Origin of the sequence: Cobetia sp. 4B (assembly GCF_018831605.1) — a bacterium.
Classification (GTDB): domain Bacteria; phylum Pseudomonadota; class Gammaproteobacteria; order Pseudomonadales; family Halomonadaceae; genus Cobetia; species Cobetia amphilecti.
In genome coordinates this window covers 1,229,800-1,251,215 of the sequence record NZ_CP059843.1, presented here as the reverse complement: position 1 = coordinate 1,251,215, position 21,416 = coordinate 1,229,800, and the positions used below count along the sequence as shown (strand labels likewise).

The window sequence follows — 21,416 nt, the reverse complement described above, 5'->3', positions numbered from 1 at the left end:
GTAAGAATCAGGCAGTGATCAGGCGCAGCGTGATGGTGTAGGGGTGATCTGGCCCTTGGCCGCCAGCGGCGAGGCGATAGACCTCGGTGGCCGTGACCGCCTCACCACTGGCACGATCGAACACGCAATCGAAGGTTTGTCCATCGCCCCAGATGAGCGTCATGGGCGTGCCGTCAGGCCGTGGCGTGGCCGCCAGCTCAGTGAGGGCCAACGCGGTGGCACGAGTTACCCAGGCCCCGTTGCCACTGGCGAGGGTGATGGGACGCCCTGCCGCCTGCGCAGACTCCTCGATGATGAGTGCCCCGGTCAGCGTGGGCGTCTGCACCTGGCCGACACTGTGGGACACCAGCTCATCGGTCCACTGGATGTCATTGGGCAGCACAATGCCCTCAAGGGTGATCGCCATGGCGTTCTCTCAATAGAAATGAAACGCCCGCCATCAGCGGCGGGCCGTCGTGCGTGAGGCTAGGGCCAATCGATCAAGAAAAGTATCGGCCTCGCGCTCGTCCACCCCGTTGAGGGTGACGGTCTCGTTACCGATGTTGAGGTCTACCGCCACGCGGCGCTGGGCCTGCACCGACTGGGTGAGCTGGCTGGTACGGTTCTGGGCGTCACGGTTGTTCTCGCGCTGGGTGGCCTCAGCCTCCTGCACGTTGCGCTGACGCTCAGCCTCATCTGCCAAAGCCTGCTGCTTCTCCTGCTCAGACTGGGCGCGGATATCCTCAAGGCGAAGATCGTGGGCGCGTTCCGCCAGCCGCAGCGACTCCTGTGCCGCGCTGATGGTCTGAGCATCGCCCAATGCCCGGGCGGCGTTGAGCGCTTCCTGAAGCTCGGCCTGTTGCTGCTGATACCGCAGCGCCTCGACCTGGGCGCTATCGCCCTGCAGGCTGGCGAGCTCCGAGCGCAGACTGGCCAGCGTGTCACTCACGCTATCTGACAGCGACTCGACCTGACTGCGCACCGACTGGATGGAGCTTTCGAGGCCGGAAAGGTCCGACTCATCGAGCAGGTCGAAGCGGCGTGAGAGGTCATCCATATCCTGCGAGAGTGCACTGGCTGGCGCCCGCCCTGCCTCGATCTGGTCAGTCAGCGATTCCACGGCGATCTTCTGCTCGAGGAAAGCTATCTCGGTCTGACGTGACGTGGTGGCGAGGTCCGTCATCCAGGCCGTGAAGCCGGTGGAGTCGAGACGGGTGGCGAGGTTGTCACGAAGATCACCGATTTCATGATCCAACTCGGCAATGCGGTCCTGCATGCCCTCGATGCCTTCGGCCTGGGTGTCGATCCCCCAGTCAGTCGCAAAGGCCTGATAGGCGGCGTCACTGAGTGACCGCATCTGCTCTTCCGTCTCGTGCAGGGCATTGCTCATCAGCTGGGCAATGGTCTGGGCACTGCGCGTGACAGAGGCCTCTACCGTCTTGGCCGTGTCGTCAGAGGCCTGCTGCGCCTTGTCTCCCGTATCCCGGGCTGCCTTGGCCGTGGCTTCCTGCGCCTCGATCCACTGCGCCTTGAGCGTGCGAGCCCCGGTCACACCATCCTTGACCAGCCCATCGAGAACCGCGCCGAAAGCCTTGATGCCCTCGTCAGAGCTGATCTGCTCCTTGGCACCGACATAGGCACGGCTAAGCTCCTTGGCGGATAGCTCGCCGGTAGAGGCGATCTTGGTGAAGGCATCAATGGCCGAGCGTTCCGCCTCGGTCACACCGGTGCGGATCTCTTCCAGGGTGGTGCCCATGTCCTTGGCCAGGCGGGCACCAGCAGACTTCCACTTGGTCGCGAGAGTATCCGCGCCGGTCACGCCGTCATTCACCAGCTCATCGACCTGATCCTTGAGGGCGGCGATACCCTTGTCAGACTTGATCTTGTCCTGCGCCTTCTCGAAGGCCGTCGCCAGCTGCGCCGCACTCAATTCACCACTGGCCGCCAGCGTGGCGAAGGCATCGAGGGCCTCCTGTTCGCTGTCCGCGATACCACTGGACAGCTCGCCCAGCGAGGTACCGAGCGAAGTGGCGGCGTTTTCCAGTGCCTTCTGGCGTTTGGCGGCCGCATCCGCTGCCTGCTTGGCGGCCTTCTCTTCCTCCTCGGCACGGCGCTTCGCAGCAAGGGCAGCGGCTTCTTCTTCAGCCCGAGCCTTTGCCGCTGCAGCCGCTTCCTTTTCAGCTGCCGTCTCGCTGTTATCAAAGGCATTGGCGGCATCTTTCCCGGACTGCACCACGGACTTGGCGTAATCCCAGGTATCACTCGCCAGTTCTTTGACAGATTCGCGAGCTGAGCTCGCCTTGGCAGACAGAGTAGAAAAGGCCTCATCTGAAACCAGTCGGATCTTGTTGAGCCCTTTCGCCACAAACTCAGTGGCTGACAGCGCTCCGGCCTTGTAAGACGCCCAATACGTCTTCGCGACTGACAGACTTGTATTGACTGACTGGAAAACCCCTTTGATGGTGTTCCCGAGGAATTGAGCTGTATCGATGATCGTCTGCATTGAGCTGACAATCTGATCACGCTGCTGAATGAAGCTTGTGACCCACTCGCCACTTGCCCGAATGACCCCGCCGATAGCCGTGGCGAGGTCATCCAGCAAATCAGTATTCTCAGCCAGTGCCTGCTCTAAATCGGCAGACACCTGATTGACCGCTGGCGACAGCTCGCCCAACAAGCGATTACCAACTCCCTGCAGCCTTCCCTGCAAGCGCTCAATGGCTGCGTTGGTCGCTTGCAGATTGGCGATCTGCTCCGGGGACATGATCAGCCCCACCTCGCTGGCTTCTTCCATCAGCGCCCTAAGCTCAGCGGCATTGTCGGCAAGCAGCGGTTGCAGGCGCGTGGCATCGTCTGCCAGCGATTCCAGCAGGTTGACCTGAGAGGCCTGGGGCAGATCCTTCATGGCATCGGCCAGGCGCAACATCATCTCGTCTGGCGCCAGCTCGATCAGCTCCTCGGCCTTGATCCCCAGTGCATCGAGGGCGTCCTGCGCCTCACCGCCGCCGTTCTGGTAGGCGTCACCAATCTTGTCGGCAGTGTCCTTGAAGATATCGGCGGTCTTGTCGGCATCGATACCGGCATGCTGAAAGGCGTACTGATAGCCCTGCAGCGCCTGAGTGGAGATGCCCAGCGAGCGCGACGTGATATCCAACTGCTGGGCCATCTCGGCCTGCTGGGCGGTGTAGCGCGTGGCCCAGCCAACGGCCAAGCCCACACCCGCCACAGCGGCGGCAGCTGCGCCGGCGGCCCACTGCTGTAATGATGCGCCAGCCTTTCTGAAACGGCTTTCGCTGCGCTCGGCAGCCTCACCGGACTCGCGGGCGGCCGCGGCGGTCTCACGCAGGCCGGATGCCAGCGAGGTCACGTCGTCTTCCAGCTCACGGGAGGCACGGGCCAGGCGCTGTTCTTCATCGGCCAGGTTGTCGATGTCCACACCCGCGGCGTGGGCATCCTGCTGCAGGCGCGCGAGCTTCTGGGCCTGAGCCTCATGACCGGCGGTCGCCTTGCCGGCTGCCGCGCGGGCCTTGTTGAGGGCCTTTTCCTGCTGCTTCAATTCACGCTCGACCGGCTTGAGCTCTGCCGTCAGCTGGGCCGCACTGGCGCTGGCGTTCTGCCACTCTTCCTTGGCGTTATCCGTCGCTTCGCGTTGCTGCTGAAGCTCATCACGCAGGCTGTTGAGGCTTTGTGCCTGGGCATCGTAGGCGTCTTTCGCCTGCTCCACGGCACCACTGGCCCGCGACAATGCTTGGCGCTGCTCGTCGGTGGCGTTGGCGCTCCGGCCGATCTCGGACTTGAGATCACGCACACGCTGGGCGGCATCGCGCCATGCCTGACGGGCGGCGGTGGTGGCGGTCTGGGCGCCCTTGTAGCTGGTCTGCAGCTGGGTCAGCGTCTGAGTCTGTGCGACATGCGCCGCCTTGGCGTCGTCCGCTTCTTGAGTCGCCCGCTGTGTTGCCAGTCGGAGCGAGTCCGCACCATTGGCGGAATTCTCATACGCGGCCTGCAAGCCATCGGCCTTGTCCACGGCTTCGCGCATGGCAGCCCCGGCGTCATCCACGACCGCCGCGACCTTGTTGATCTGGGTGACCAGCTTCTGTTGCTGGCCGATGGCCGACATCTCTTCAGACAGGCGCTCGACCTCGGCTGAGGCCTCGCTGCTGTCCTGCCCGAGATTGTCCAGCTCGCTCATCAGCTTGCCGATGTCTTGCAGCCCATCGACCGCGGCCTGAATGCGCAGCTGAATGTCACTCTGATTGGCCATCGTGTCGTGCTCCGGACATGAAAAAGCCCGCCATATGGCGGGCTAGGTGGTGCAACTCACAGCAGGCAGGCTCAGACCTTGCCCGCCTTCTTCAGGCGTTCCAGCTGGCGCACCTCGACGGTGAGGGAGTCGCCGGCGACATATTCCTTGCCGGCGTGGCGATGCGCCTTCTTGAGCTTGACGCTCACCGAGTCGGTGGGCTCGGCTTCAGTGCCAGTTTTGCCTGTAGCGATCTTGTCGGTCATGGCTCGCTCCCGTTAGCTGTACATGGTGGCGGTGTAGGCGGCGCCCTTGCCGGGCGGCACCACCAGCGAGCCGGACAGCTGCCCGGTGATGAACTCGGTGCCCATCAGCTCGGTGGCCTGGTCCGCCGACAGCACGGCACGGAAGATCTCGACCCGGGTACGCTTGCCGGTGGCGAGGTTGATGCCATCCACCAGGATGTAACGCGGCTTGGAGATCTCGGTGTCCCCCATCACGCGATGGCCGGTGACCGCCTCGGTATCGTAATCCACGGTGACATCGCCTGCCGCGGAAGCGGTGCGTGCCTTGATCAGGCCGGCACTCAGGTTGATGTCGCAGTCAGCAGTGACATCGGTAGCGTCCTTGGTGACCACGACACTGCCCGCGGCCAGCGAGGAATGCGGCAGCGCCGCCCAGGCCCCTTCCGTCAGGGTCAGCGCCTCGCCGGTCACGCTATCAGCTTCGGCATCCGCCAGCTCTGCCGTGCCACCGAGCGTTTCTGCCAGCATGGCGGCCGGCATGGAATCGAACTGGATGGTGACACTGGCCGAATCGCTGGGCAGGTTGACGGCATCCAGCGCCTGGCCGTAGTTGTCCTTCTGGAAGGAAGGGCGGGAAATGCGGTTCACGCTGGTCGGCGTGATGCTCAGGGACGGCACGTTCATCGGGCCATTCAGGGCGCCGAACTTGCCGTCGGCATCCACCTCGGCCATGAAGATGTCGCCAGACATGATCAGGCCTGTGTCTTTGAAGTCAGCCATGAGTTACCTCGTGCGGGTGTAGGTGATGGTCACGGGCAGATAGATGGGAAGAATGCGGCTGCCCAGCTCCGCATCATCCAGTTGGGCTTCACCAGTCGTGATGGTGACCGCCAGCCCATCGAGCAGCACCTGGCTCTCCGGATAGATGGCGTTGTAAAGATCATTGAGCAGCGCATCCTGACCCGCACGCCCATGGGTCTTGAGGTCGAGGTAGGCCTCGATCTGAAGGCTGATCGATTCCTTGCGCGTCCCCCGCCCGGCACGGGCCTCCACGTTGCTGGTCAGACGACGGACATGCAGCAGTGGCAGCGGGGTCTCCGAGCGCAAGTTGATCTGGATGGCCTCGGTCTCGATATGCGCGATGTCGGTGGCATGGCCATTGGCCGTCGAGATGGCCGCCAGTTGTGCCACGAAGGCATCGATCACGCGGGTGATGGGCGTCATGTGGCTCTCTCCTTGGCCAGGCGAGCGAGGAAGCGTTGCTGTAGATCGAAGGCGACCTGCTTGCGCAGCTCGCCATTCACCTGATGATTCCAGTGGTTCTTGAGGGTCCAGCCGTTGGCACGGGTGAGGCGACGCTGGCTGCCCTTGCGGTAGCGCACCAGCGGTGTCTTGCTGCCGCCCTTGGGATTGACGAAGCCATAGACCCGCATGCGCTGGCCGCCCTTGCGAATCCAGATACTGGCGCGGGTGCCAGTGCCATCCTCCACCTCGGTGCGGTACTGCCAGAACTTGAAGGGCACCGGCGAGCGGCTGAGCGTAAGACTGGCGCTGGGCTTATCCTTGCTGGCCTTCTCGACCGTGATGCGCGAGCGCACCGCCGTCGGCCTGACCTTGCCATCGGCGCTGATGTCGTCGATGAGCTGATTGCGGGTCGCGGATGCCTGCTCATTGATGGCCGAGGTCATCGCGCGGCGGGTGGCCGCGGGGAGCGCCTTGAACTCCGCCAAGCTATCGGTCAACCCCTCGATGGCCACGCCCTTGGGCAGCCGTGAGTTCTTGCCACGCTTGCGCGCCATGCAGCCTCCTGTCAGCGAGGGATGGTGAACAGCTGCACGCTGATGCCGTCATCACTGCCTTCCACGATGCCTTCGATCTCGAGCGCCAGGCCGGCGATGTGGATCCTGTCGCCGGGCTCCAGCCACGGCCAGCGCAGCTCCGGCTGCAGCACCTCGACCACGTTGCGGGCCTCATTGGCCTGGCCGATGAAGATGTTCTGACGGTGCAGCCATGCCTGAATGGGGTAGGCCTCACCACTCATCGGCTCATACTCGGCCATCACGCCTTGCAGGCGACGCGCGGCAATCTCCACCATGCTGCGTGCCGGATCGAGGGATTCGATGATGAACAGCACTCCGTCGCGGCGGCGGATGATCTGGCCTGCTGCCAACTCATCGCGGGGCCGCATGCGCACCAGCGTGGAGGATGGGGCACGGATGCCCGACTGCTCTTCTCGCCCGGCACTCTTGGGCTCCACGAATTCGGCCCAGACCTCACGCAAGGTGGGCCAGCTGGGCGGATGCCCGGTGCGGCTACCCAGCAGGGTGACGCGATGACGAAGCTGTCCGGCGCGCATAGTCACCTCATGCGAAATGGTAATGGGTGTAGTGATCGACCAGGGCGCCCACGGCCATGGGTACCTCTGAGGTGATGGTGCCGATGACCACGGCTTCACGGGTCTCGTGCCAGTGGCCGATCAGCAGCAGCATCGCGGTGGTGATGTCGTCATCGATGACCAGCGCGTGCTCATCCCCTTCTGCCGGGATGGCGTCGTGGGTTTCATACAGCGTGCGCCCCGTGCGTCCTTCAATGACGCGACGGGCCGCATTGGAATAGGTCTCCAGGAGCTGATCGTCCTCGGAGAAGTCCGGCTCCAGCCGGACGTGCAGCTTGATGATGTCCAGCTCGAGCATGGGCGTGCCTCATGGGGTTGGCCCCAACAGGCAAGGGCCGCACGATGGCGGCCCCTGTGTCAGGTGGTGGATAAAGATCAGGCCGCCTTGCCGGTCAAGGCCTTGATGGCGGCGGTATCCTGCAGCACGCAATCGAAGCGATGGAAGGCGAGGAAGGCCGTCTGGTCGAACTCGGCATAGCGTTCGACCAGACGCTTGAGCGTCATGTAGTTGATGCGGCGAATCACGAACTGCTGGAAGTCACCGGCGAACATGAATTTCTTGCTCGCGGCCATGTCCTCGAAGCCCTGATCAATGAAGTAGGCCTGACCGAGCACAGTAGATGGCGCCAGGCCCGCGACGGCCGGCAGCCACAGCGGGCGACCCTGGCCATCTTCCATCTCGGTGATCTTCTGCAGGGTGTTGTCGTTGAAGCCCAGACGGAAGTTCGCCGCGCGACGGTACGCCGGATCAATGCTGTGGATCAGCTTGGTGATGTCCTTCCAGTTCAGGCTGGCCGCAGCGGCTGCCGCCACGGTGCCAGTGACCGAGGTGGCGAGGCCCTTGGGCTGCTGGGGAGTGCCGGCACCGGTACCGCTCACCAGGTACTTGGCTTCGGCGCGACCGATACGGGAGCCGATGCGCGAGGCCAAAAAGCCCTCGATGTCAAAGGCCGAGTCCTGCAGCAGCTCGTTGGAGACACGGATGACCTTGGAGCTCAGCTTCTTGGCGCCGAGGTTCTGGATGCCGAACTCGACATCCTTTTCACTGGCGGCGGTGTTCTCGCCCAGCAGCTCGCCCTCTTCCCCGGTACCGTCAGACACCGGCCATTCGATGGTGGCGCCATCGGAGGTATTCAGGATCTGGGCGACCGAGGCCAGCCCGCCATAGTCCTGCATGGACTCATGGATGCGGTTGAGCATGGTGGTCGGGACGGTGTAGCCGCCCTTGTCATTCTCGCCCGCTGCCTGAGCTCGCATCTCACGCATGATCGCGCGCTGCTCTTTGCTCATGTTGCCCATGCCTTCACGCACGAAGGCATCGAAGGCCGCGGCACGCTGCTCATCCACGCTCGGGCCCTGGGACTGTCCAGCTTCAGACGTCTGAGACTGGCCGCGCAGCTCCTCTTCGTTGTCACGCACGAAGCGCTGATCTGCATCGCGCAGGGCTTCTTCGCGATCGATCTTGTCCTGCAGGCCATCCAGCTCGCTCTTCATGGACTGCCACTGGCTGCGCTGCTCATCCTTCCATTCGGTGTCGCCGGCATCTTCATGCATCTTGCGCATGTCCTTGGCGATGGCCGCGTACTTCTGCTTCAGTTCAGAGAGTTTCATGTAGCCTCCACGGGCTCAGGCATTGATGAGTTCAAGGAAGCGCTCGCGGGCGCGGCGCTGATTGACGGCACGCTGCGTGATCTCTCGGAGTTCATCGCAACGGGCTTGGAGCGACCGCTTGGCGGCGCCCGCATCGGGGTAGGCCGGATAGGTCACGGGGGACACATCCAGCAGGCGGCTGAATCGGTGAATGGTGCGCACGATCACGCCGTGCTCGTCCTCGCCCCACTCGTCACCATCGGGGGCGACACGGAAGGCGAAGCTGGAACCGGTGATGTCACCCCGTGCCAGCGGCGCCATGACCAGATCACGCACCGACTGGGTGTCGGGTGGGTCGATCTCATAACGCAGGCCCTCTTCATCCACGGACAGCGACAGCGTGTTGCTGAGGGTGCGGCCGAGCACGAAGTTGGGGTCATGGTTGAACAGGGCGCGCACGTCATCGCCCAGCACGTTGTCGAATGCACCGGGGGCGATCTGCTCCTTGAACATGCCCATGATCATTTCGCTGCGCTTGTTGAAGACGGCGCCGTGACCAATGATCCGCAACGGCTGCCCTTCTTCGCCCGCTTCGGCGCGGACCTCGCACGTCAGGGCGCGCTTTTCTGTCTCACTCATGATGTGGAGTCCTCGGGCGAGGGTGACTGGCCCAGCTGACTGGCTGGGGTGGCGTTGACGCTGATCAGCATCTCGCTGAGGCCATCGCGTGGGTTCATGTCTTCCAGGGCGCGGACTTCGTTGCGATCCATCCAGCCATCGGTGATGGCCTTGTGATAGAACTCGGCACGCTCCGTGGGGGTGCCGCGCAGCAGCCCGGCGAGGTTGAACTTGGCGTAGTAGCCAGCCCGACGCTCGGTGGGCGTGAAGATGGCGCGGTTGATCTCCTGCTCCCAGTTGATGACCCAGGGCATCATCGTGTGCCGCACGAACTGGATGGCCTGCTCGGAGATGTTCGAGAAGGTGGCCTTGTCCAGGTCGTTGATCATGTGCGCGGGCACGTTGAAGATGCCGGCCACCTCGGAGCGGTTGAGCTTGCGCGTCTCGAGGAACTGGGCGTCCTCCGGCGCGATGGTGATCGACTTGTAATCCAGCTGTGCGGGGAGCATCAGCGTCTTGTTCTCGGACTGGCGCAGACTGGCCACGGCCTTGGCCCAGGTCTCCTTGAGGCGATTCCAGCTGTCGGCGCTCAAGCTGTCCTTGACGGTGACAAGCCCGGTCGGGCGCCCGCCTCCCTCGAAGAAATCCTTGCCGTAGCGCTGAGCCGCCAGCCCGAGGCCGATGGTCTCGGCGTGCTGACGCACCACGCTGACGCCGGTGCGATCGTGCGAGCCAAGCGCGCGAACGTGGATCATGTCCTCGGTGGCGACGGCACGTGAGCCATCCTCATCGGTGACGGCATATAGCCAGCGGTTGCCGCGCTTCACTGGGCTGCAGTTCCACGGGCAATGGCGTTGCAGGGAGACGGCATTGCCCCGCGCATCCCGAACCACCTCGGTGTAGCCATTGCCCCAGCCAAGCACGTGGGACTGGGCCGTCTCGCGCCACTTGTAGCTGGTCTGCCAGTCGTTGGGCTCGTCATGCAGCAGCTGATACGCGGGGTGGTCCGTGGCGGCGGTGATGACGCCGTTCTGCTTGCGCATGACGTGCAGCGGCAATTGCGCCAGCGAGGATGACAGCACGTAGATGCAGGCGTAGACCGCGCCAAGCGTCATGGCGCTCTGCTGGTTGACCGTGATGCTGGAGTCGCCATGCAGATAGTCCGCCAGCGTCTGACCGGTGAGCGGTGTTGCCGGGTTCTCGACCGAGCGGGTGGAGAACAGTTGATCGAGAATCATGAGGCCCCCTTGCGCATGGCGCGTGCGCCGAGCAGTGCCAACACCAGTAGCAGGCTGCCACTGACCATCAGCGCGTCCGCGAGGCCGAATCGCAGGTACAGGCCGCCCGTCAGGCTGGCGAAGCCGGCCAGCCCGAGGGTGTCGAACAGTAGGTTTCGCATGTCACATGACCAGGAAGTCGTCGTCTGAGAGGGAGTCGAGAAGGCTGGGTGGCTCGACATCGAGGGTGATGGCACGCCCCAACGCCATGAGCAGCGCGATGATGCCGTCGATCTTGTTGTCGGCGGCTTCCTTGCGCGGGTAGATGTTCTCTTTGGCGTCGGCCTTGGCGACCACATTGCTGGCCATCCAGGTGAGCAGCGGGTCAGCCGGGTGCGTGAAGCGACCACCAGTGACGGCGGCCTCCATCTCGCGCATGGCGGGGCTCATGTTCTGGACCGTGTTGCGGTACTCGATGACCGGCGCGCCTTCCTGCATCAGCTGATGGGCGAGCTGGGTGGCTCGCCACGGATCGTAGGCGACTTCCTGCACATCGAAGCGACTGGAGAGATCGAGGATGTCTTGCCGGATGACCTCGAAGTCGAGCTCCTCGCCATCAGTGATGATCAGGTGGCCGGAGTTGACCCAGCCCTCATAGGCAGCGCGGTTGCTGCTGGCGCGCTCGATCGCACCTTCCGGCAGGTAGCTGCGCACGAAGGCACGCCACTCGACCTTGGCGTCTTCGCGCACCTTGCGGAAGATCAGGCCGATGGCGGCGATGTCGGTCTTGCTGGCAAGGTCAACGCCCAGCCAGCAGGGCTCGCCCTCCATCTGGTCCAGCGACATCGAGTCATCGCCGGCCGCCAGCCAGGTGGCCATGTTCAGCCAGGCGCTGCGTGCCGAGACCCAGACATCGAGGTGCTTGGTCAGAAAGGAGTTCTGGCGACTGGGATACTGGATGGCATCGCGCTGCGCCTTGAGCAGGAATTCCTCGCTGACGCTGACACCGAAGTTGGGGTTGGCCTTGCGCAGCACGTCCGGTGACTGCCAGTCGTCGCCCTCATCGATGGTGTAGATCAGCGCGAAGAGTTCAGGGTTATCAACCACACCCTCGAGCATCTGCTGCGCTTGCCGGCGCTTGTCGTAGCAAGGGCCAGCGAGGTTGAAGCCGGCAGTGGTGATGATGAACATCAGCGGCTGATCGCGGGCACCCATGCCGGTCAGCATGGTCTCGTAGAGGCTGGGCGATTGGTGCTCGTGGAACTCATCGACAATGGCGCAGCTGGGGCTCGAGCCGTCGCCCGGGTCACCGATCATCGGTTCCAGGCGGGAGCCGTCACCGGGGATGCTGATGTTCTTGGCCATCACCTCAATGCCGGCGGCGCTGATCAGGGCCGGTGACTTCTGCAGCATCAGCTTGGCCGGGCGGAAGACCTCCCAAGCCTGCTTCTCTGTGGTGGCACCACAGTAGACCTCGGCGCCGTATTCCCCATCGGCGGCCAGCATGTAGGTGGCCACGCCAGCGGCGATCACTGACTTGCCGTTCTTGCGCGGTACCTCGATGTAGGCCTCGCGGTAACGGCGCTGCCCGCTGCGCTTGCTCATCCAGCCGAACAACACACTGAAGATGAAGAGCTGCCAGGGTTCGAGCGTGATCAGCTTGCGTTCGCGCGCCCACTTGCCCTTGGTGTGAGGCAGCAGCTGGATGAAGGCGCATGCCCGCTCGGCGGCGTCACGATCGAACCGATAGGGAAAGGCGCGCGTCTTGGCCGCCTTCTGTTCATCGACATGACGCTGGCAGGCAAGGCGGACCCACTTGCAAGCGGGTATCCGGCCAGCCACCACGTCCCGAGCGTACTTGTTCGCAGCATTGACGTTGGGATAGCTGGCCATTGAGTGTCATCGCTTGTTGCCACCCAGCAGCTCGGCGAAGGGGTTGGCGGCATCCTTGGACCCGGGCACGGCCAGGCGAGCTCGGCTGGACGGGTCGAGACCGAGTGCGCTGCCGAATGTGGTCATCTGGCGGGCTGCCTCATTCTTCGCGGTCAGAGCTGGGTTCTTGATGGGGGCACCGGTGGCAGGGCTTTCCAGCACCAGGCCGCATTGCTGGATCTCGACCACGGCCTGACGCCAGGTGGCGTAGGCATCGCAGTAGGCCTCGAGCTGATGCAGGTCAGAGCGCGTCAGGATCTTGGAGCCGACCAACCAGGGCGCGAGCTTGTCCCAGGCATCACGGCCGATCTCGCATAGCCAGTCGGGTGCCGGCGGGACTTCATCAAGTGCATCGCCCTCGGGCTCGTCATGGTTGATGGCACGCTTGCCGGCGTTGCCCTGCACCGCCTTCAAGTGGCTTGGTTTGGGCTTGCGACCTCGTGTCATCTGAGAATCCTTCGCGCTAGGCTGATTTTTCAATTTCGCGGGTGTGAGAAAGAAACGTAACGGAACGGTGGCCGCCCCCAAAGGTGGTAGAGATTGCACCCCCTCCCCCCTCTCAGGGCCTGCCTAAATCTCCTGATCTGGCCGCCAGTGCCTCGCTTGCCGTCTTGGCTTGGTGGCAGACCTTGCAGATCGCCTCGAGGTTGTCAGGAGCATCTGTGCCGCCCTGAGCCTTACCCACAATGTGATCAACTTCAGTAGCTGGCGTGATGCGATTCACGCGCTCACATGGCTGACAGAGGTAGCGATCACGCTTGAGAATCGCGTTTCGCAATCGCCGCCATGGCCGACCACCTCGTCCTTGCCCGCCTCGCTTACTCTTGCCCCAGTTGATAGCGCGATCGACATGCGCCTCGCAGTACCCGTGAGAGGCAGCCGTCTTGCCACCACACATGGGTGCCTTGCAGGGTCGTGGTGGTTTGATAGGCATATAAAGCCCTCAACATGAGCGTCGATAGATATTTTTATTCTTATTGATGCAACTAATTTAGTGCACCAAGATTAACAAGACATATCTACACAAAGAGAGGCCGAGATGACGGCTCCTAGCAGCATCCGCGTGGTCGCTAGAGGCAACCAGTGGGCCGTGAAGCGAGAGGGGAAAACGCTGTGTATCAGATGTTTTACAACACAATACGATGCGATTGATTACGCACGCGCCCTCGCGGCCCGACTGAGAACCAAGCTCGTGATTGAAGCAAGAGGCGGAAACATTGTTGATAAATACTCACCATTACTACAGTAAGAACTACACATATATCGATCACAGGAGCCTTTCATGATGCTCGAGCTATATCTCTACCGCTGCACTGACGGCTGGGCAGTACGTCGTGAGCTCGAGGATATGCCGCACAAGACATTCAAGCAGGAAGCCGAAGCCCGTGAGTACGCAGAGGCTCTCGCCCATATCAAGGGATACAAGCTCTATGTCATCCGCGACGGAGGCACTGGGCGAGACCGCGTGCTGTGACCAGGGCAAGGGAGTGATCATGAGTCGATGGGTAACGCCATCTGGAGCTCTTGCCGCCAGTAGTCAGCGCGAGACTCCAGCGCCGGCTTGACCCACCGATGGCTGGCCAGCTCGCGACCGGCAAGGCTGCCCTTGGCATTCTGGTCATCCAGTGCGCGACAGGCCTTCTCGAACTCTTGCATAGCGCTCAGCTCACCGCGCATCAACGCATCGATGCGCAGGTCACACCAAACGGCGAAATCGACATCCAACCATCGAGCAAAGACCACGGCCAATTTAGGATGCAGCCACGTTCCACCTTCACTCCCGGCCTTTGTGATCACTAGACCTGACTTCTTTGCCAGCCTCAGCATCTTGGCCTTAGAGGCAGACCTTACGCCATCTAACTGCTTGATAATATTGAATTCCCGCAGAAGATCACCTTTACCAATAGCTTTAGAAAGGGCGGCTATATACCTGATGCTGTCACGCTGCACCAGCCAATCATTCGGCTCCTTCCCAAAGCGCTTGGCAATGTCGGTGGCATTGATCCAGCCATCCGTGTTGAAGCGGATGAACTGTCCTTCGTAATCGAACGGGATAACGTTTGTCATCGGTAGAAGCCTTTTAGAGATAGAGCCTGTCACCCAGGAGTCGCCAACCCAGAGAGGCCCGATGAAGCCATCGGCGCTCCTCAGGCTCTATCCTGAAAGGCTCTGGTAAGTGCCGGGCGCGGGTGAAGCGCCCACAAAAAAGCCCCGCCGGAAGGCAGGGCTTTTCAATTCTTGTGGTGTTACTCAACAGTCGTCTGCTCGACCCCATCAGGGCCATCGGACAGGCGCTCGAGGATCGAGGCCGTCGCCGTGCGGTCAGCATTGAAGCGACGGCGCTGTGACTCATAGTCAGCCAGCAGGCTGAGCAGATCGCGGTTGGATGTCACTGGCCGATCAGGGGCAGGCAGTGGATTGAGCAGGTAGCTCGGCACTTCGGGCGTGCACTGCCACTCAGTGGGCATCACCACTGGCTTGCTCTCGAAGGCGCTGCAGCCACTCAGCAGCAGCGTCAGGCACAGGCCGGTCAGCCCAATCCCCAGTCGGCGCATCGTCTCTCTCCATCCGGCGTGCAGCTGCCCTGGCAGCCATGATTGAACGGTCATCCAGAGCGCGGCTGGCCTCGCGTGCCTCCAATGCGACGGACAATCGCTTCATCTGATTGCCGTAGTGCAGCGCCATCATCTCGAGCCCGCGGTTGACCGCCTTCTCGGTGGATAGCTCAGCCTTGAGATCATTGGCATGCTGCTCGGCCTTGGTCGCCTCATAGGTCTTCATCGCACCCCAGCCCAGCACCACTGCCATCAGGATGACCTCGATCTTCACGCCTGATATCAGCTTGCGGCCCCATGCCCACGCGGTCGTGATCAGTGCAGCCATCGTCCCAGCACCTTATCGAAGATGGCGTCAGACTTGGCACGCAGCCACTCGACACCGAGGAAAGCGATCGCAGCCCCGATGGCCACGGCCATGTCCTGATCCAAGCCGCCCCAGTCCAGCAGCGGCTTGAGCGCCAATGTCAGGCCACCCACCAGGGTCGCCTCGAGCAATGACTTGTAGAAGCGGCCACCAGCATGCAGGCCGCGCAGCAGTGCGATCACGAATGACAGACCCGCTGCATAGAGGTTGGCTTGATACGGCTGTAGCCACTCCAGCAGCATCTGCCATGTCGATGGATCGCGGTGTGGCATATCGGCGGGCTCGTGGTCGTCGTCATGCATATGGCCTCCTGAGTCGGTAGGCCCTGCGTAGTTCGTCGTTATCGTTATGCGATGTGGCCGCCAGCACGCACGTACACGCCCAGCAGCTCATCGGTATCAAGCTCACGCTGCCCGTACCCTGCCCCCGGCAAACTCGCCCAGATGCGCCGACAGGCGTGGATGGCCTCACCGATGCGCCCGTCATACACCAGCCCCAATGCCCGGCACTGGCGGATCAACTGCTTGGCCGCCTCATCCTGAGAGGCTGGCGAGAAGTCCGGCAGGTGGAAGCGCTTAGCCAAGTCATCCCAGGTACGGATCAGAAATTGATAGCGGCCAGCTGCCGTCGAGTGAATGCCCAGATTCGGCAGCCATACCGACTGGCGGGGGTGATCATCGAAGCCATCGAAGGTCTTGCCACCCACCAGCACGTCATAACCCTCAATCGAGCTGAAGCGGGGCGTACCCTCGGCATAGGCAATGGTGTCCAGGAAGGCCGCCAGATTGCTGGCGTCATCAGCTGCCTGATCAACAGGCGCATCGAAGCCCACCAGCTCGACCTCATCGAGCCAGTGCGCGGGGGCATGTGCAGGCATGGGAATCACCGGTAAGCAGATACGAAAAAGCCCCGCCGGATGGCAGGGCTCGGAAAACACATGGAACACACTACGAATATTGTCTGCGGGAACGACCGTGCTTCAGCGCTGCCAAAGCAACCTCGTGAGTGAGCCGTGTAAATTCACATTCCTCAATGACAACATCCAAGTCTATCCCCATGTCGTCACACACAATGCATAGAGACTCGCCAAGAGGCCTGAAATCGCCCCCTTTGGCCATCTCCACATGAGTCACACAAATGATGTCATCGAGCATGGCCGTCCTTAAAGGAAAAAGTCCGATTGATACCTCTCGCTTGCTCCAGCCTGCGCGCAAGCTCCTCCTCGTGACAGGCCGAATCTGCTATGTCACTCGTCAGTCCTACGTGTCTATAGCGTTCGAGTAGCTCCGAGAAGGTTAGCTCATCCCGGTTTCGCTCTCTATTCAGCAAAGCCCCTAGAGCTAGAAGCTCCGAAGGGTCAGCCTTAGCTCTTTCAACGAGTCCAGCGTCTATGTGATTCATGTTATCCCCTGCTCAGAGTGCCCCCATCAGTGAGGGTGAGCCATATCGGGGAGAAGAGCCAAGTTACCTATCAACGATATATAAACCAAAAAGCCCCGCCAGATGGCAGGGCCTTGAAATGAGTGGTGATCCAGAGACACAAGAATCACACAGTAGCTGAATCGTACCCTCAAACCCCCGGTTGTGCAACATATGGTAGTCAGGCGGCCATCTCGGCCTGAGAAAGCACCATATGCAGTAGAGATTCACGCGCTCTCGTGGCCGCTCTTTGCAACGACTTCACAGTACTGAAGGGCTCTGCCACCTTCACTGCCCCGGGCACCCACCCCAGCCGCGCCAGAATCGCCACCTGCGCCGACACGGCCTGCGATTGGGTCATCATGCGCGGCGACTGGCAATGCTGCACCGGCGGAATGGCATAGGCCGCCAGCAGTACCGCCATGCGCTGCCGATCACTCAGGCGTGACAGCAGCGCTGCCGCCATCGTCCGCCACTGGCTTTCCTGCTGATAACGCTCTGCCGCCTTGCCGACGTGATCCACCAGGCCCGTGCACTCACCACGCCCTTCCCCCATACCGCCCACTGATGACACCTGATGCCATCCGGCATTCTGATGGCGCAGCCCGGTGCGATACTCGATCTCTTCCTCGAGCAGCTCATCCAGAGCATGTGCCAACGCCTGCTGACGCCTCACGCCCTCCGGCAGCTTCTCGATCAAGCGGAAGGTCTCCGCCAGCCCCATATCCTCGATCCGCTGCATGTCCCCTCCTGCTCCGTGAGCCTTATGCCGTTGCCTTGCGCCACTCACTGCCATGCGGCATAACTTCTGGCTCACCGGCCACCACCGTCTCGGGCCAGCTCGCATAGGCCACCAGCACCGCCTTGGCCTCATCCACGCCCTTGGCCAGTACCGCCAGATAGCCATTGCCCTCCATCTTCTCCAGCCACTCACGCTGAGACTTCGCCAGGGCGGCATCGTGAGGGGGCGCAGCTTTGAACTCGATGTAGAGCCCGTGATGCCCACCGCGGGCTGTGGCCACCACCAGGTCACTCACTCCAGCCCGCACGCCTTGCATCTTGAGGTCTGCCGCTGTCTTCTTGTTGCGCTTCCCGCCATTGGGGACGTGGTAGACCACACCGCCCAGCAACTGCCCTACCTGCATGCCGTTCTGCTGCTGAGCGTACAGCCAGCGAATCAGCACCTTCTGCTCCAACCCTTCACGATCGATGCGTGGCGCCGACTTGCGGGCTTTACCGGCGGTACGGTTTGGCGACTTGCGGGCCTCCACCTTGGCGGAAGGATGTGTTGCCCAGCTCATTCAGGTCTCCTTTGCGCCGACTGCCAACGTCGGAAGTTGGCGATGATTCGTGGCAGCATCTGGCCAGATCGCTTGCTCTTGTCCATCTCGGCCAGGGACGAAACACCACACGCTTTGCAGAGGAAATCCACGCCATCCTCATATTGATGAGTCCCATCCGGAATGGTGTTCTCATCAAGCTTGTAGCGATGCCGTTTGGCGTGATCGAGAAATAACAAGAACCCCTCAGCAGCCAACAGCATCTCGGCCATCTGGGCATACTTGCCCTCTATGCTTGCCATCACCCTGCTCCCCTTATCCGAACACCCTTGGCGTTGTAGTGTGGCCTACCCAAAGCAATGCAGCGCTTGCACGTGCCCAGGCACCCCGCCAGCTGTTGGATCGCTACCCGCTTACCACAGGCGAAGCAGCGGCGCCGGGTAGAAGGGTTCGGCCGCGCGAAGCTGCCAGCGGGGCGATAGCTCACTGCAGAGCTTCCAGCATGTCGGGCTGAGATTTGCCCCGCGTCAGACGCAGCAAGCGATACTCATGGGCCGCACTCCCCCCGCGGCGGCGACTCTCCACTCTTACCCCATGATGGCGACGCAGATCTCGCAAGCGCGCACTGATGGCAGCTTCACTATCCAGCCGATCGAAGCGGGCAAGGATCTCGGCGGCCAGCTCATGCAGCATCAGCCATGAGCGCGATTCACTGAGCGCCAGATAGGTACGGCCCAGCTGACTTGCGGGATTGTCCAGCGTCGCACGTCGTGGCCGTGGGGTTCTGCCAACATTGGCACCGCCCGTGGTTATGAATGCATGATGCTCATGATTACCCATGTGCTAACCCTCCCCGCATAATCTTCAGTGCTTGAGTCGGTGTGATGCCTACCAGATCCCCCGCTGCTTGGCGTGCTTTGTCTTCCCCCGCCATGGCGGCACGTTCTGCCGGTGACAGTTGGCCGTCATGCCCAATCGCTGCTTGCGGCTTGAGGTCATCACCCCGTGCGAAACGCTCCACCACCTGCTGGTAATACACGCGGAAGGCGCGTTCGTGCTTGTCCATGCGCTGATAACTGGCAGAGGCCATGCCGTGAAGGTCCATGTACTCGCCCGCGGCGGCGATGGCCTCATGTGGGTACGGCTTGCCGGTGAAGGCGTGGTCCTGCAATGCCTGCCAGGCAGTGTCGAAGTCCGGCAGGCCCAGCCCCTCGGGTGTCATCTGGCATAGCTCGGCGAACTGCATGGCGCTGTCAGGCGGGAAGGCGTTGCCGCGCTGTTGGAGCGACTTGGCCGTGCGGGCTTTCTCGGCCTGCAAGCCACAGCGCAGGTGCTGGGCACTCAGGTGGCTCAGGGCCGCAAGCCACTCACCTTCCGCGTCACAGCTCACCCATTGGCCATTCTCTTCAGTGCCCCAACCCATCTCGCGGCAGCGGCGGTGCCAATGGGCGCCATGCAGCTGGGCCAAGCGATCGAACAATGCATCCACCGCCTTCTGGCTCACCCGTGGCAGGTCATCGCAGCCACTCGCCATCGATGATGTCGCCGGACGGCGGCTGGCCTTCGGCTTGTTCACGGCGGCGCTGCTCAATGAGTGCACGCCCTTCAGCGGCTGAGAGTTTCGAGTTACGGATTGGACCAGTTGAGCGACGGCTTCCATGGGTGCCTCCAGTGTTGCGAGCATGGTTGTTGTTGGATGAGGTGTTGGTGCTCTGGCTCATGCGGGCCTGACGGGCCGCCTCTCGCTTGCGGTTATCACTCACCCAGCGCACGAACTTGGCGCACCAGGCATGATGCGAGTACGTCCGCCCCGGTTGATCCGCAAAGTGCGCGGTGAAGTCCGCCAGCTCGCCCTGATCCCATGTCAGCGATGGATCACCGCGGCGCAGCGTCTCTGTCTGCCAGTGGGTCGCATCTGGCTGCCAGTCCAACGTCATCGGCATCTGGCGGGCGCCGGCAGTCACTTGCGGCTGGCCGCTGTCAGCCTGTTGAGCGGCATTTGCAAAGATCGGGTGCTCATCAGAGTCAGCAGCAGGCTTGGCAGATGCTTCCTCTTCATCTCTACCTACCATCAGTGCCTCAAGCTCTTCTGGTGACGGCTCATCGGCGGCTTGCTGCTGCTGAGTCACGCCCATGGAGAGACGGTAGAAATTCGAGGTTTGACGGCCGGTCTTCGTCTGACGTGGCACCACTTCCATCAACCCCTGCTCGACCAACGCCTCAATCGAGCGCTGTACCGTGCGCATCGAACAGGCCATCTCATCTGCCAGGCGACGGATGGACGGCCAGCACACACCCTGCTCATTCGCGTAATCAGCCATCAGCATCAGCAACAACCGTGGCCCCGCCTTGATCGCTCCCGGCAGCGTGGGCATCGCCTCGCGAGCCCATGCCATCGCTTGAAGACTCATGCCCCACCTCCTGCCAACTTCAAGTGACGTGCCGCAAGTTCCCGGTGCCACTTCATGCCGCCCAGCTCATCGCCCTTGTCACCGCGGCGGGCAGCGAGAATTGCATTGCACTTGTGCCAAGTGGCATAAGCTTCGTGATACTCACGGGCCCGCACCGGCTGCTCATGGCGGACATCTTCTCGCTGAGCAATATGACGACTCGCGCGAGCCATCTCGGCTTCAATACGTGCCGTACTCATGCTTGCCATTATGGACATGCCGTTACCTCATCACCCTTGGCAGCCATCCCCAGCGACAAGCGCTCATAACGTCCTGCCTCGCTCATGTGGTGGTCGATCGACAGGGTGCGGCGAGCATCTGCCTGAGCCGACTCACCCTGCCCCTTGCCGCACTCCAGCAAGGCCACTACGGCCAGGTGGTGCTGCATGCTCATGCGCAGATCAATCACGCCACCCACTCGCTCACGCTGCTCTATAGCCACCGCCAACCGGTAGGTCTCTGTCTTGAGCTGCTCGCAGCCCCATCCGCGATAGCTGGTCAACATCTGCCTGGCTTCACTCGTCTTGATCGTCATGCCATACTCCCTTGGCATAGTGAGATGCATTCCCCCGGATTGGTTTGGACGCCTTCGGGGGATTTTTGTATCTGGTGCCCGGTTACCGGCCCACCACCTTCAGCGGCTTGCGCATCGCCTGCAGCTGGCCCATCAGGGTGCTCATCTGCTGCTCGATGGCCTTGTGCTGCGCCTCAAGCTGCGCCGCCTCTTCCTCGTCTACCTCGCCATCTGCAATCGCCGCCTGAATCAACGCCGCCATCGCACCCTGCCCCTGCTGGGCATCCAGCACTGACGCGAACACGTCACCACGGCTCACCTCGCCCTTCTCGCAGCGCGGCACCGCCACCATGCCCAGGTAATCAAGGAACGGGGCGATCAGGCGCAGCTGATGCTCGCGGTCCACGTTCCAGAAGATCCCCACCACGTCGATCAGTCGCATCGGCATGGGGTCGTCCTCGGCCACCCGGCGGTAAAGCGACTTCACCGACATGCCGATATCGCTTGCCAGCACCTTGGGGCAGCACTCGAAAACCACGTCATGCACCGCATCCAGATAGGTATCCATGTCACGTTCGGGGGCTGTATGGCTGTCCATGGTGAATCTCTCCG

General features: G+C 62.1%; 29 protein-coding genes. 1 reads left to right on the top strand and 28 read right to left on the bottom strand.

Features of this window, described 5'->3' with window-relative positions:
* Window positions 1–7: 7 nt before the first annotated feature.
* From H2O77_RS05370 to H2O77_RS05300, 15 genes are all read right to left on the bottom strand, one after another.
* Window positions 8–406, bottom strand: a complete 399-nt coding sequence (locus H2O77_RS05370; RefSeq protein ID WP_215824099.1) for a hypothetical protein — start codon at window positions 404–406, stop codon at window positions 8–10.
* Window positions 407–439: 33 nt separating this feature from the next.
* Window positions 440–4,243 carry a hypothetical protein gene (locus H2O77_RS05365; RefSeq protein WP_215824098.1) on the bottom strand — a complete coding sequence of 1,268 codons (3,804 nt, stop codon included), beginning with the start codon at window positions 4,241–4,243 and terminating at the stop codon, window positions 440–442.
* A 71-nt stretch (window positions 4,244–4,314) separates the two neighbouring features.
* Complete coding sequence (locus H2O77_RS05360) at window positions 4,315–4,488, bottom strand: hypothetical protein (protein ID WP_215824097.1); 174 nt, start codon at window positions 4,486–4,488, stop codon at window positions 4,315–4,317.
* A gap of 12 nt (window positions 4,489–4,500) precedes the next feature.
* Window positions 4,501–5,247, bottom strand: coding sequence for a hypothetical protein (locus H2O77_RS05355; protein ID WP_215824096.1), 747 nt, complete (start codon window positions 5,245–5,247; stop codon window positions 4,501–4,503).
* Window positions 5,248–5,250: 3 nt separating this feature from the next.
* Window positions 5,251–5,691, bottom strand: a complete 441-nt coding sequence (locus tag H2O77_RS05350; RefSeq protein WP_215824095.1) for a hypothetical protein — start codon at window positions 5,689–5,691, stop codon at window positions 5,251–5,253.
* On the bottom strand, window positions 5,688–6,266 hold the full coding sequence (locus tag H2O77_RS05345; protein ID WP_215824094.1) for a phage tail protein: 579 nt from the start codon (window positions 6,264–6,266) through the stop codon (window positions 5,688–5,690). Before H2O77_RS05345 ends, H2O77_RS05350 begins: the two co-directional genes overlap by 4 nt.
* An 11-nt stretch (window positions 6,267–6,277) precedes the next feature.
* Complete coding sequence (locus H2O77_RS05340; protein WP_215824093.1) at window positions 6,278–6,823, bottom strand: head-tail adaptor protein; 546 nt, start codon at window positions 6,821–6,823, stop codon at window positions 6,278–6,280.
* A 7-nt stretch (window positions 6,824–6,830) separates the two neighbouring features.
* Window positions 6,831–7,160 (bottom strand): head-tail connector protein, encoded by a 330-nt coding sequence (locus tag H2O77_RS05335; protein ID WP_215824092.1) that lies wholly within the window; start codon window positions 7,158–7,160, stop codon window positions 6,831–6,833.
* A gap of 77 nt (window positions 7,161–7,237) precedes the next feature.
* On the bottom strand, window positions 7,238–8,473 hold the full coding sequence (locus tag H2O77_RS05330) for a phage major capsid protein (protein WP_215824091.1): 1,236 nt from the start codon (window positions 8,471–8,473) through the stop codon (window positions 7,238–7,240).
* Window positions 8,474–8,488: 15 nt separating this feature from the next.
* Window positions 8,489–9,091, bottom strand: coding sequence for an HK97 family phage prohead protease (locus H2O77_RS05325; protein ID WP_084208182.1), 603 nt, complete (start codon window positions 9,089–9,091; stop codon window positions 8,489–8,491).
* Window positions 9,088–10,308: a phage portal protein gene (locus H2O77_RS05320; RefSeq protein WP_215824090.1), complete on the bottom strand. Its 1,221-nt coding sequence runs from the start codon at window positions 10,306–10,308 to the stop codon at window positions 9,088–9,090. Before H2O77_RS05320 ends, H2O77_RS05325 begins: the two co-directional genes overlap by 4 nt.
* Complete coding sequence (locus tag H2O77_RS05315) at window positions 10,305–10,469, bottom strand: hypothetical protein (protein WP_166019415.1); 165 nt, start codon at window positions 10,467–10,469, stop codon at window positions 10,305–10,307. The genes H2O77_RS05320 and H2O77_RS05315 overlap by 4 nt, the downstream gene beginning before the upstream one ends.
* A 1-nt stretch (window position 10,470) precedes the next feature.
* Window positions 10,471–12,180 (bottom strand): terminase TerL endonuclease subunit, encoded by a 1,710-nt coding sequence (locus H2O77_RS05310; RefSeq protein ID WP_166019414.1) that lies wholly within the window; start codon window positions 12,178–12,180, stop codon window positions 10,471–10,473.
* Window positions 12,181–12,186: 6 nt separating this feature from the next.
* The gene (locus H2O77_RS05305) at window positions 12,187–12,666 is read right to left on the bottom strand and encodes a phage terminase small subunit P27 family (RefSeq protein ID WP_215824089.1); all 480 of its coding nucleotides are present in this window, start codon (window positions 12,664–12,666) and stop codon (window positions 12,187–12,189) included.
* A 112-nt stretch (window positions 12,667–12,778) separates the two neighbouring features.
* Window positions 12,779–13,117 carry an HNH endonuclease gene (locus tag H2O77_RS05300; protein ID WP_240548722.1) on the bottom strand — a complete coding sequence of 113 codons (339 nt, stop codon included), beginning with the start codon at window positions 13,115–13,117 and terminating at the stop codon, window positions 12,779–12,781.
* Between the two features lie 384 nt (window positions 13,118–13,501).
* Between H2O77_RS05300 and H2O77_RS05290 the strand changes: the two genes are divergently transcribed.
* Window positions 13,502–13,693 carry a DUF2188 domain-containing protein gene (locus H2O77_RS05290; RefSeq protein ID WP_215824087.1) on the top strand — a complete coding sequence of 64 codons (192 nt, stop codon included), beginning with the start codon at window positions 13,502–13,504 and terminating at the stop codon, window positions 13,691–13,693.
* 17 nt (window positions 13,694–13,710) lie between these two features.
* Here the strand turns inward: H2O77_RS05290 and H2O77_RS05285 are convergent, their stop codons facing one another.
* From H2O77_RS05285 to H2O77_RS05225, 13 genes are all read right to left on the bottom strand, one after another.
* The gene (locus H2O77_RS05285) at window positions 13,711–14,286 is read right to left on the bottom strand and encodes a KilA-N domain-containing protein (protein WP_215824086.1); all 576 of its coding nucleotides are present in this window, start codon (window positions 14,284–14,286) and stop codon (window positions 13,711–13,713) included.
* A gap of 179 nt (window positions 14,287–14,465) precedes the next feature.
* The gene (locus H2O77_RS05280) at window positions 14,466–14,693 is read right to left on the bottom strand and encodes a hypothetical protein (RefSeq protein WP_215824085.1); all 228 of its coding nucleotides are present in this window, start codon (window positions 14,691–14,693) and stop codon (window positions 14,466–14,468) included.
* Window positions 14,677–15,102 (bottom strand): hypothetical protein, encoded by a 426-nt coding sequence (locus H2O77_RS05275; protein ID WP_175089174.1) that lies wholly within the window; start codon window positions 15,100–15,102, stop codon window positions 14,677–14,679. The genes H2O77_RS05280 and H2O77_RS05275 overlap by 17 nt, the downstream gene beginning before the upstream one ends.
* Window positions 15,090–15,443, bottom strand: coding sequence for a phage holin, lambda family (locus H2O77_RS05270; protein WP_131431534.1), 354 nt, complete (start codon window positions 15,441–15,443; stop codon window positions 15,090–15,092). The genes H2O77_RS05275 and H2O77_RS05270 overlap by 13 nt, the downstream gene beginning before the upstream one ends.
* A gap of 44 nt (window positions 15,444–15,487) precedes the next feature.
* Complete coding sequence (locus H2O77_RS05265; protein WP_215824084.1) at window positions 15,488–16,018, bottom strand: glycoside hydrolase family 104 protein; 531 nt, start codon at window positions 16,016–16,018, stop codon at window positions 15,488–15,490.
* 723 nt (window positions 16,019–16,741) lie between these two features.
* A complete protein-coding gene (locus H2O77_RS05260) occupies window positions 16,742–17,302 on the bottom strand; it encodes a hypothetical protein (protein WP_215824083.1) in 561 nt (186 codons plus the stop codon).
* A 22-nt stretch (window positions 17,303–17,324) separates the two neighbouring features.
* On the bottom strand, window positions 17,325–17,861 hold the full coding sequence (locus H2O77_RS05255; RefSeq protein ID WP_240548721.1) for a VRR-NUC domain-containing protein: 537 nt from the start codon (window positions 17,859–17,861) through the stop codon (window positions 17,325–17,327).
* Window positions 17,858–18,142 carry a hypothetical protein gene (locus tag H2O77_RS05250; protein WP_176676551.1) on the bottom strand — a complete coding sequence of 95 codons (285 nt, stop codon included), beginning with the start codon at window positions 18,140–18,142 and terminating at the stop codon, window positions 17,858–17,860. Before H2O77_RS05250 ends, H2O77_RS05255 begins: the two co-directional genes overlap by 4 nt.
* Window positions 18,143–18,323: 181 nt before the next feature.
* Window positions 18,324–18,680 (bottom strand): hypothetical protein, encoded by a 357-nt coding sequence (locus H2O77_RS05245; protein ID WP_215824082.1) that lies wholly within the window; start codon window positions 18,678–18,680, stop codon window positions 18,324–18,326.
* Complete coding sequence (locus H2O77_RS05240) at window positions 18,673–19,416, bottom strand: replication protein P (RefSeq protein WP_215824081.1); 744 nt, start codon at window positions 19,414–19,416, stop codon at window positions 18,673–18,675. The genes H2O77_RS05245 and H2O77_RS05240 overlap by 8 nt, the downstream gene beginning before the upstream one ends.
* A complete protein-coding gene (locus H2O77_RS05235; RefSeq protein ID WP_215824080.1) occupies window positions 19,355–20,167 on the bottom strand; it encodes a DnaT-like ssDNA-binding domain-containing protein in 813 nt (270 codons plus the stop codon). The genes H2O77_RS05240 and H2O77_RS05235 overlap by 62 nt, the downstream gene beginning before the upstream one ends.
* Window positions 20,168–20,498: 331 nt before the next feature.
* Entirely contained in the window at window positions 20,499–20,825 is a 327-nt protein-coding gene (locus tag H2O77_RS05230; RefSeq protein WP_215824079.1) for a hypothetical protein, read from the bottom strand.
* A gap of 82 nt (window positions 20,826–20,907) precedes the next feature.
* Complete coding sequence (locus H2O77_RS05225) at window positions 20,908–21,402, bottom strand: phage regulatory CII family protein (RefSeq protein ID WP_215824078.1); 495 nt, start codon at window positions 21,400–21,402, stop codon at window positions 20,908–20,910.
* Window positions 21,403–21,416: the final 14 nt, after the last annotated feature.

Coding starts and splice junctions, on each gene's coding strand:
- H2O77_RS05230 (WP_215824079.1), bottom strand. CDS start 20,825: ATGACGATCAAGACGAGTGAAGCCAGGCAGATGTTGACCAGCTATCGC.
- H2O77_RS05345 (WP_215824094.1), bottom strand. CDS start 6,266: ATGGCGCGCAAGCGTGGCAAGAACTCACGGCTGCCCAAGGGCGTGGCC.
- H2O77_RS05255 (WP_240548721.1), bottom strand. CDS start 17,861: ATGAGCTGGGCAACACATCCTTCCGCCAAGGTGGAGGCCCGCAAGTCG.
- H2O77_RS05330 (WP_215824091.1), bottom strand. CDS start 8,473: ATGAAACTCTCTGAACTGAAGCAGAAGTACGCGGCCATCGCCAAGGAC.
- H2O77_RS05340 (WP_215824093.1), bottom strand. CDS start 6,823: ATGCGCGCCGGACAGCTTCGTCATCGCGTCACCCTGCTGGGTAGCCGC.
- H2O77_RS05270 (WP_131431534.1), bottom strand. CDS start 15,443: ATGCATGACGACGACCACGAGCCCGCCGATATGCCACACCGCGATCCA.
- H2O77_RS05305 (WP_215824089.1), bottom strand. CDS start 12,666: ATGACACGAGGTCGCAAGCCCAAACCAAGCCACTTGAAGGCGGTGCAG.
- H2O77_RS05245 (WP_215824082.1), bottom strand. CDS start 18,680: ATGGGTAATCATGAGCATCATGCATTCATAACCACGGGCGGTGCCAAT.
- H2O77_RS05370 (WP_215824099.1), bottom strand. CDS start 406: ATGGCGATCACCCTTGAGGGCATTGTGCTGCCCAATGACATCCAGTGG.
- H2O77_RS05250 (WP_176676551.1), bottom strand. CDS start 18,142: ATGGCAAGCATAGAGGGCAAGTATGCCCAGATGGCCGAGATGCTGTTG.
- H2O77_RS05315 (WP_166019415.1), bottom strand. CDS start 10,469: ATGCGAAACCTACTGTTCGACACCCTCGGGCTGGCCGGCTTCGCCAGC.
- H2O77_RS05235 (WP_215824080.1), bottom strand. CDS start 20,167: ATGCTGATGGCTGATTACGCGAATGAGCAGGGTGTGTGCTGGCCGTCC.
- H2O77_RS05325 (WP_084208182.1), bottom strand. CDS start 9,091: ATGAGTGAGACAGAAAAGCGCGCCCTGACGTGCGAGGTCCGCGCCGAA.
- H2O77_RS05275 (WP_175089174.1), bottom strand. CDS start 15,102: ATGGCTGCACTGATCACGACCGCGTGGGCATGGGGCCGCAAGCTGATA.
- H2O77_RS05365 (WP_215824098.1), bottom strand. CDS start 4,243: ATGGCCAATCAGAGTGACATTCAGCTGCGCATTCAGGCCGCGGTCGAT.
- H2O77_RS05300 (WP_240548722.1), bottom strand. CDS start 13,117: ATGTGTGGTGGCAAGACGGCTGCCTCTCACGGGTACTGCGAGGCGCAT.
- H2O77_RS05285 (WP_215824086.1), bottom strand. CDS start 14,286: ATGACAAACGTTATCCCGTTCGATTACGAAGGACAGTTCATCCGCTTC.
- H2O77_RS05355 (WP_215824096.1), bottom strand. CDS start 5,247: ATGGCTGACTTCAAAGACACAGGCCTGATCATGTCTGGCGACATCTTC.
- H2O77_RS05335 (WP_215824092.1), bottom strand. CDS start 7,160: ATGCTCGAGCTGGACATCATCAAGCTGCACGTCCGGCTGGAGCCGGAC.
- H2O77_RS05320 (WP_215824090.1), bottom strand. CDS start 10,308: ATGATTCTCGATCAACTGTTCTCCACCCGCTCGGTCGAGAACCCGGCA.
- H2O77_RS05350 (WP_215824095.1), bottom strand. CDS start 5,691: ATGACGCCCATCACCCGCGTGATCGATGCCTTCGTGGCACAACTGGCG.
- H2O77_RS05260 (WP_215824083.1), bottom strand. CDS start 17,302: ATGCAGCGGATCGAGGATATGGGGCTGGCGGAGACCTTCCGCTTGATC.
- H2O77_RS05225 (WP_215824078.1), bottom strand. CDS start 21,402: ATGGACAGCCATACAGCCCCCGAACGTGACATGGATACCTATCTGGAT.
- H2O77_RS05265 (WP_215824084.1), bottom strand. CDS start 16,018: ATGCCTGCACATGCCCCCGCGCACTGGCTCGATGAGGTCGAGCTGGTG.
- H2O77_RS05310 (WP_166019414.1), bottom strand. CDS start 12,180: ATGGCCAGCTATCCCAACGTCAATGCTGCGAACAAGTACGCTCGGGAC.
- H2O77_RS05360 (WP_215824097.1), bottom strand. CDS start 4,488: ATGACCGACAAGATCGCTACAGGCAAAACTGGCACTGAAGCCGAGCCC.
- H2O77_RS05290 (WP_215824087.1), top strand. CDS start 13,502: ATGATGCTCGAGCTATATCTCTACCGCTGCACTGACGGCTGGGCAGTA.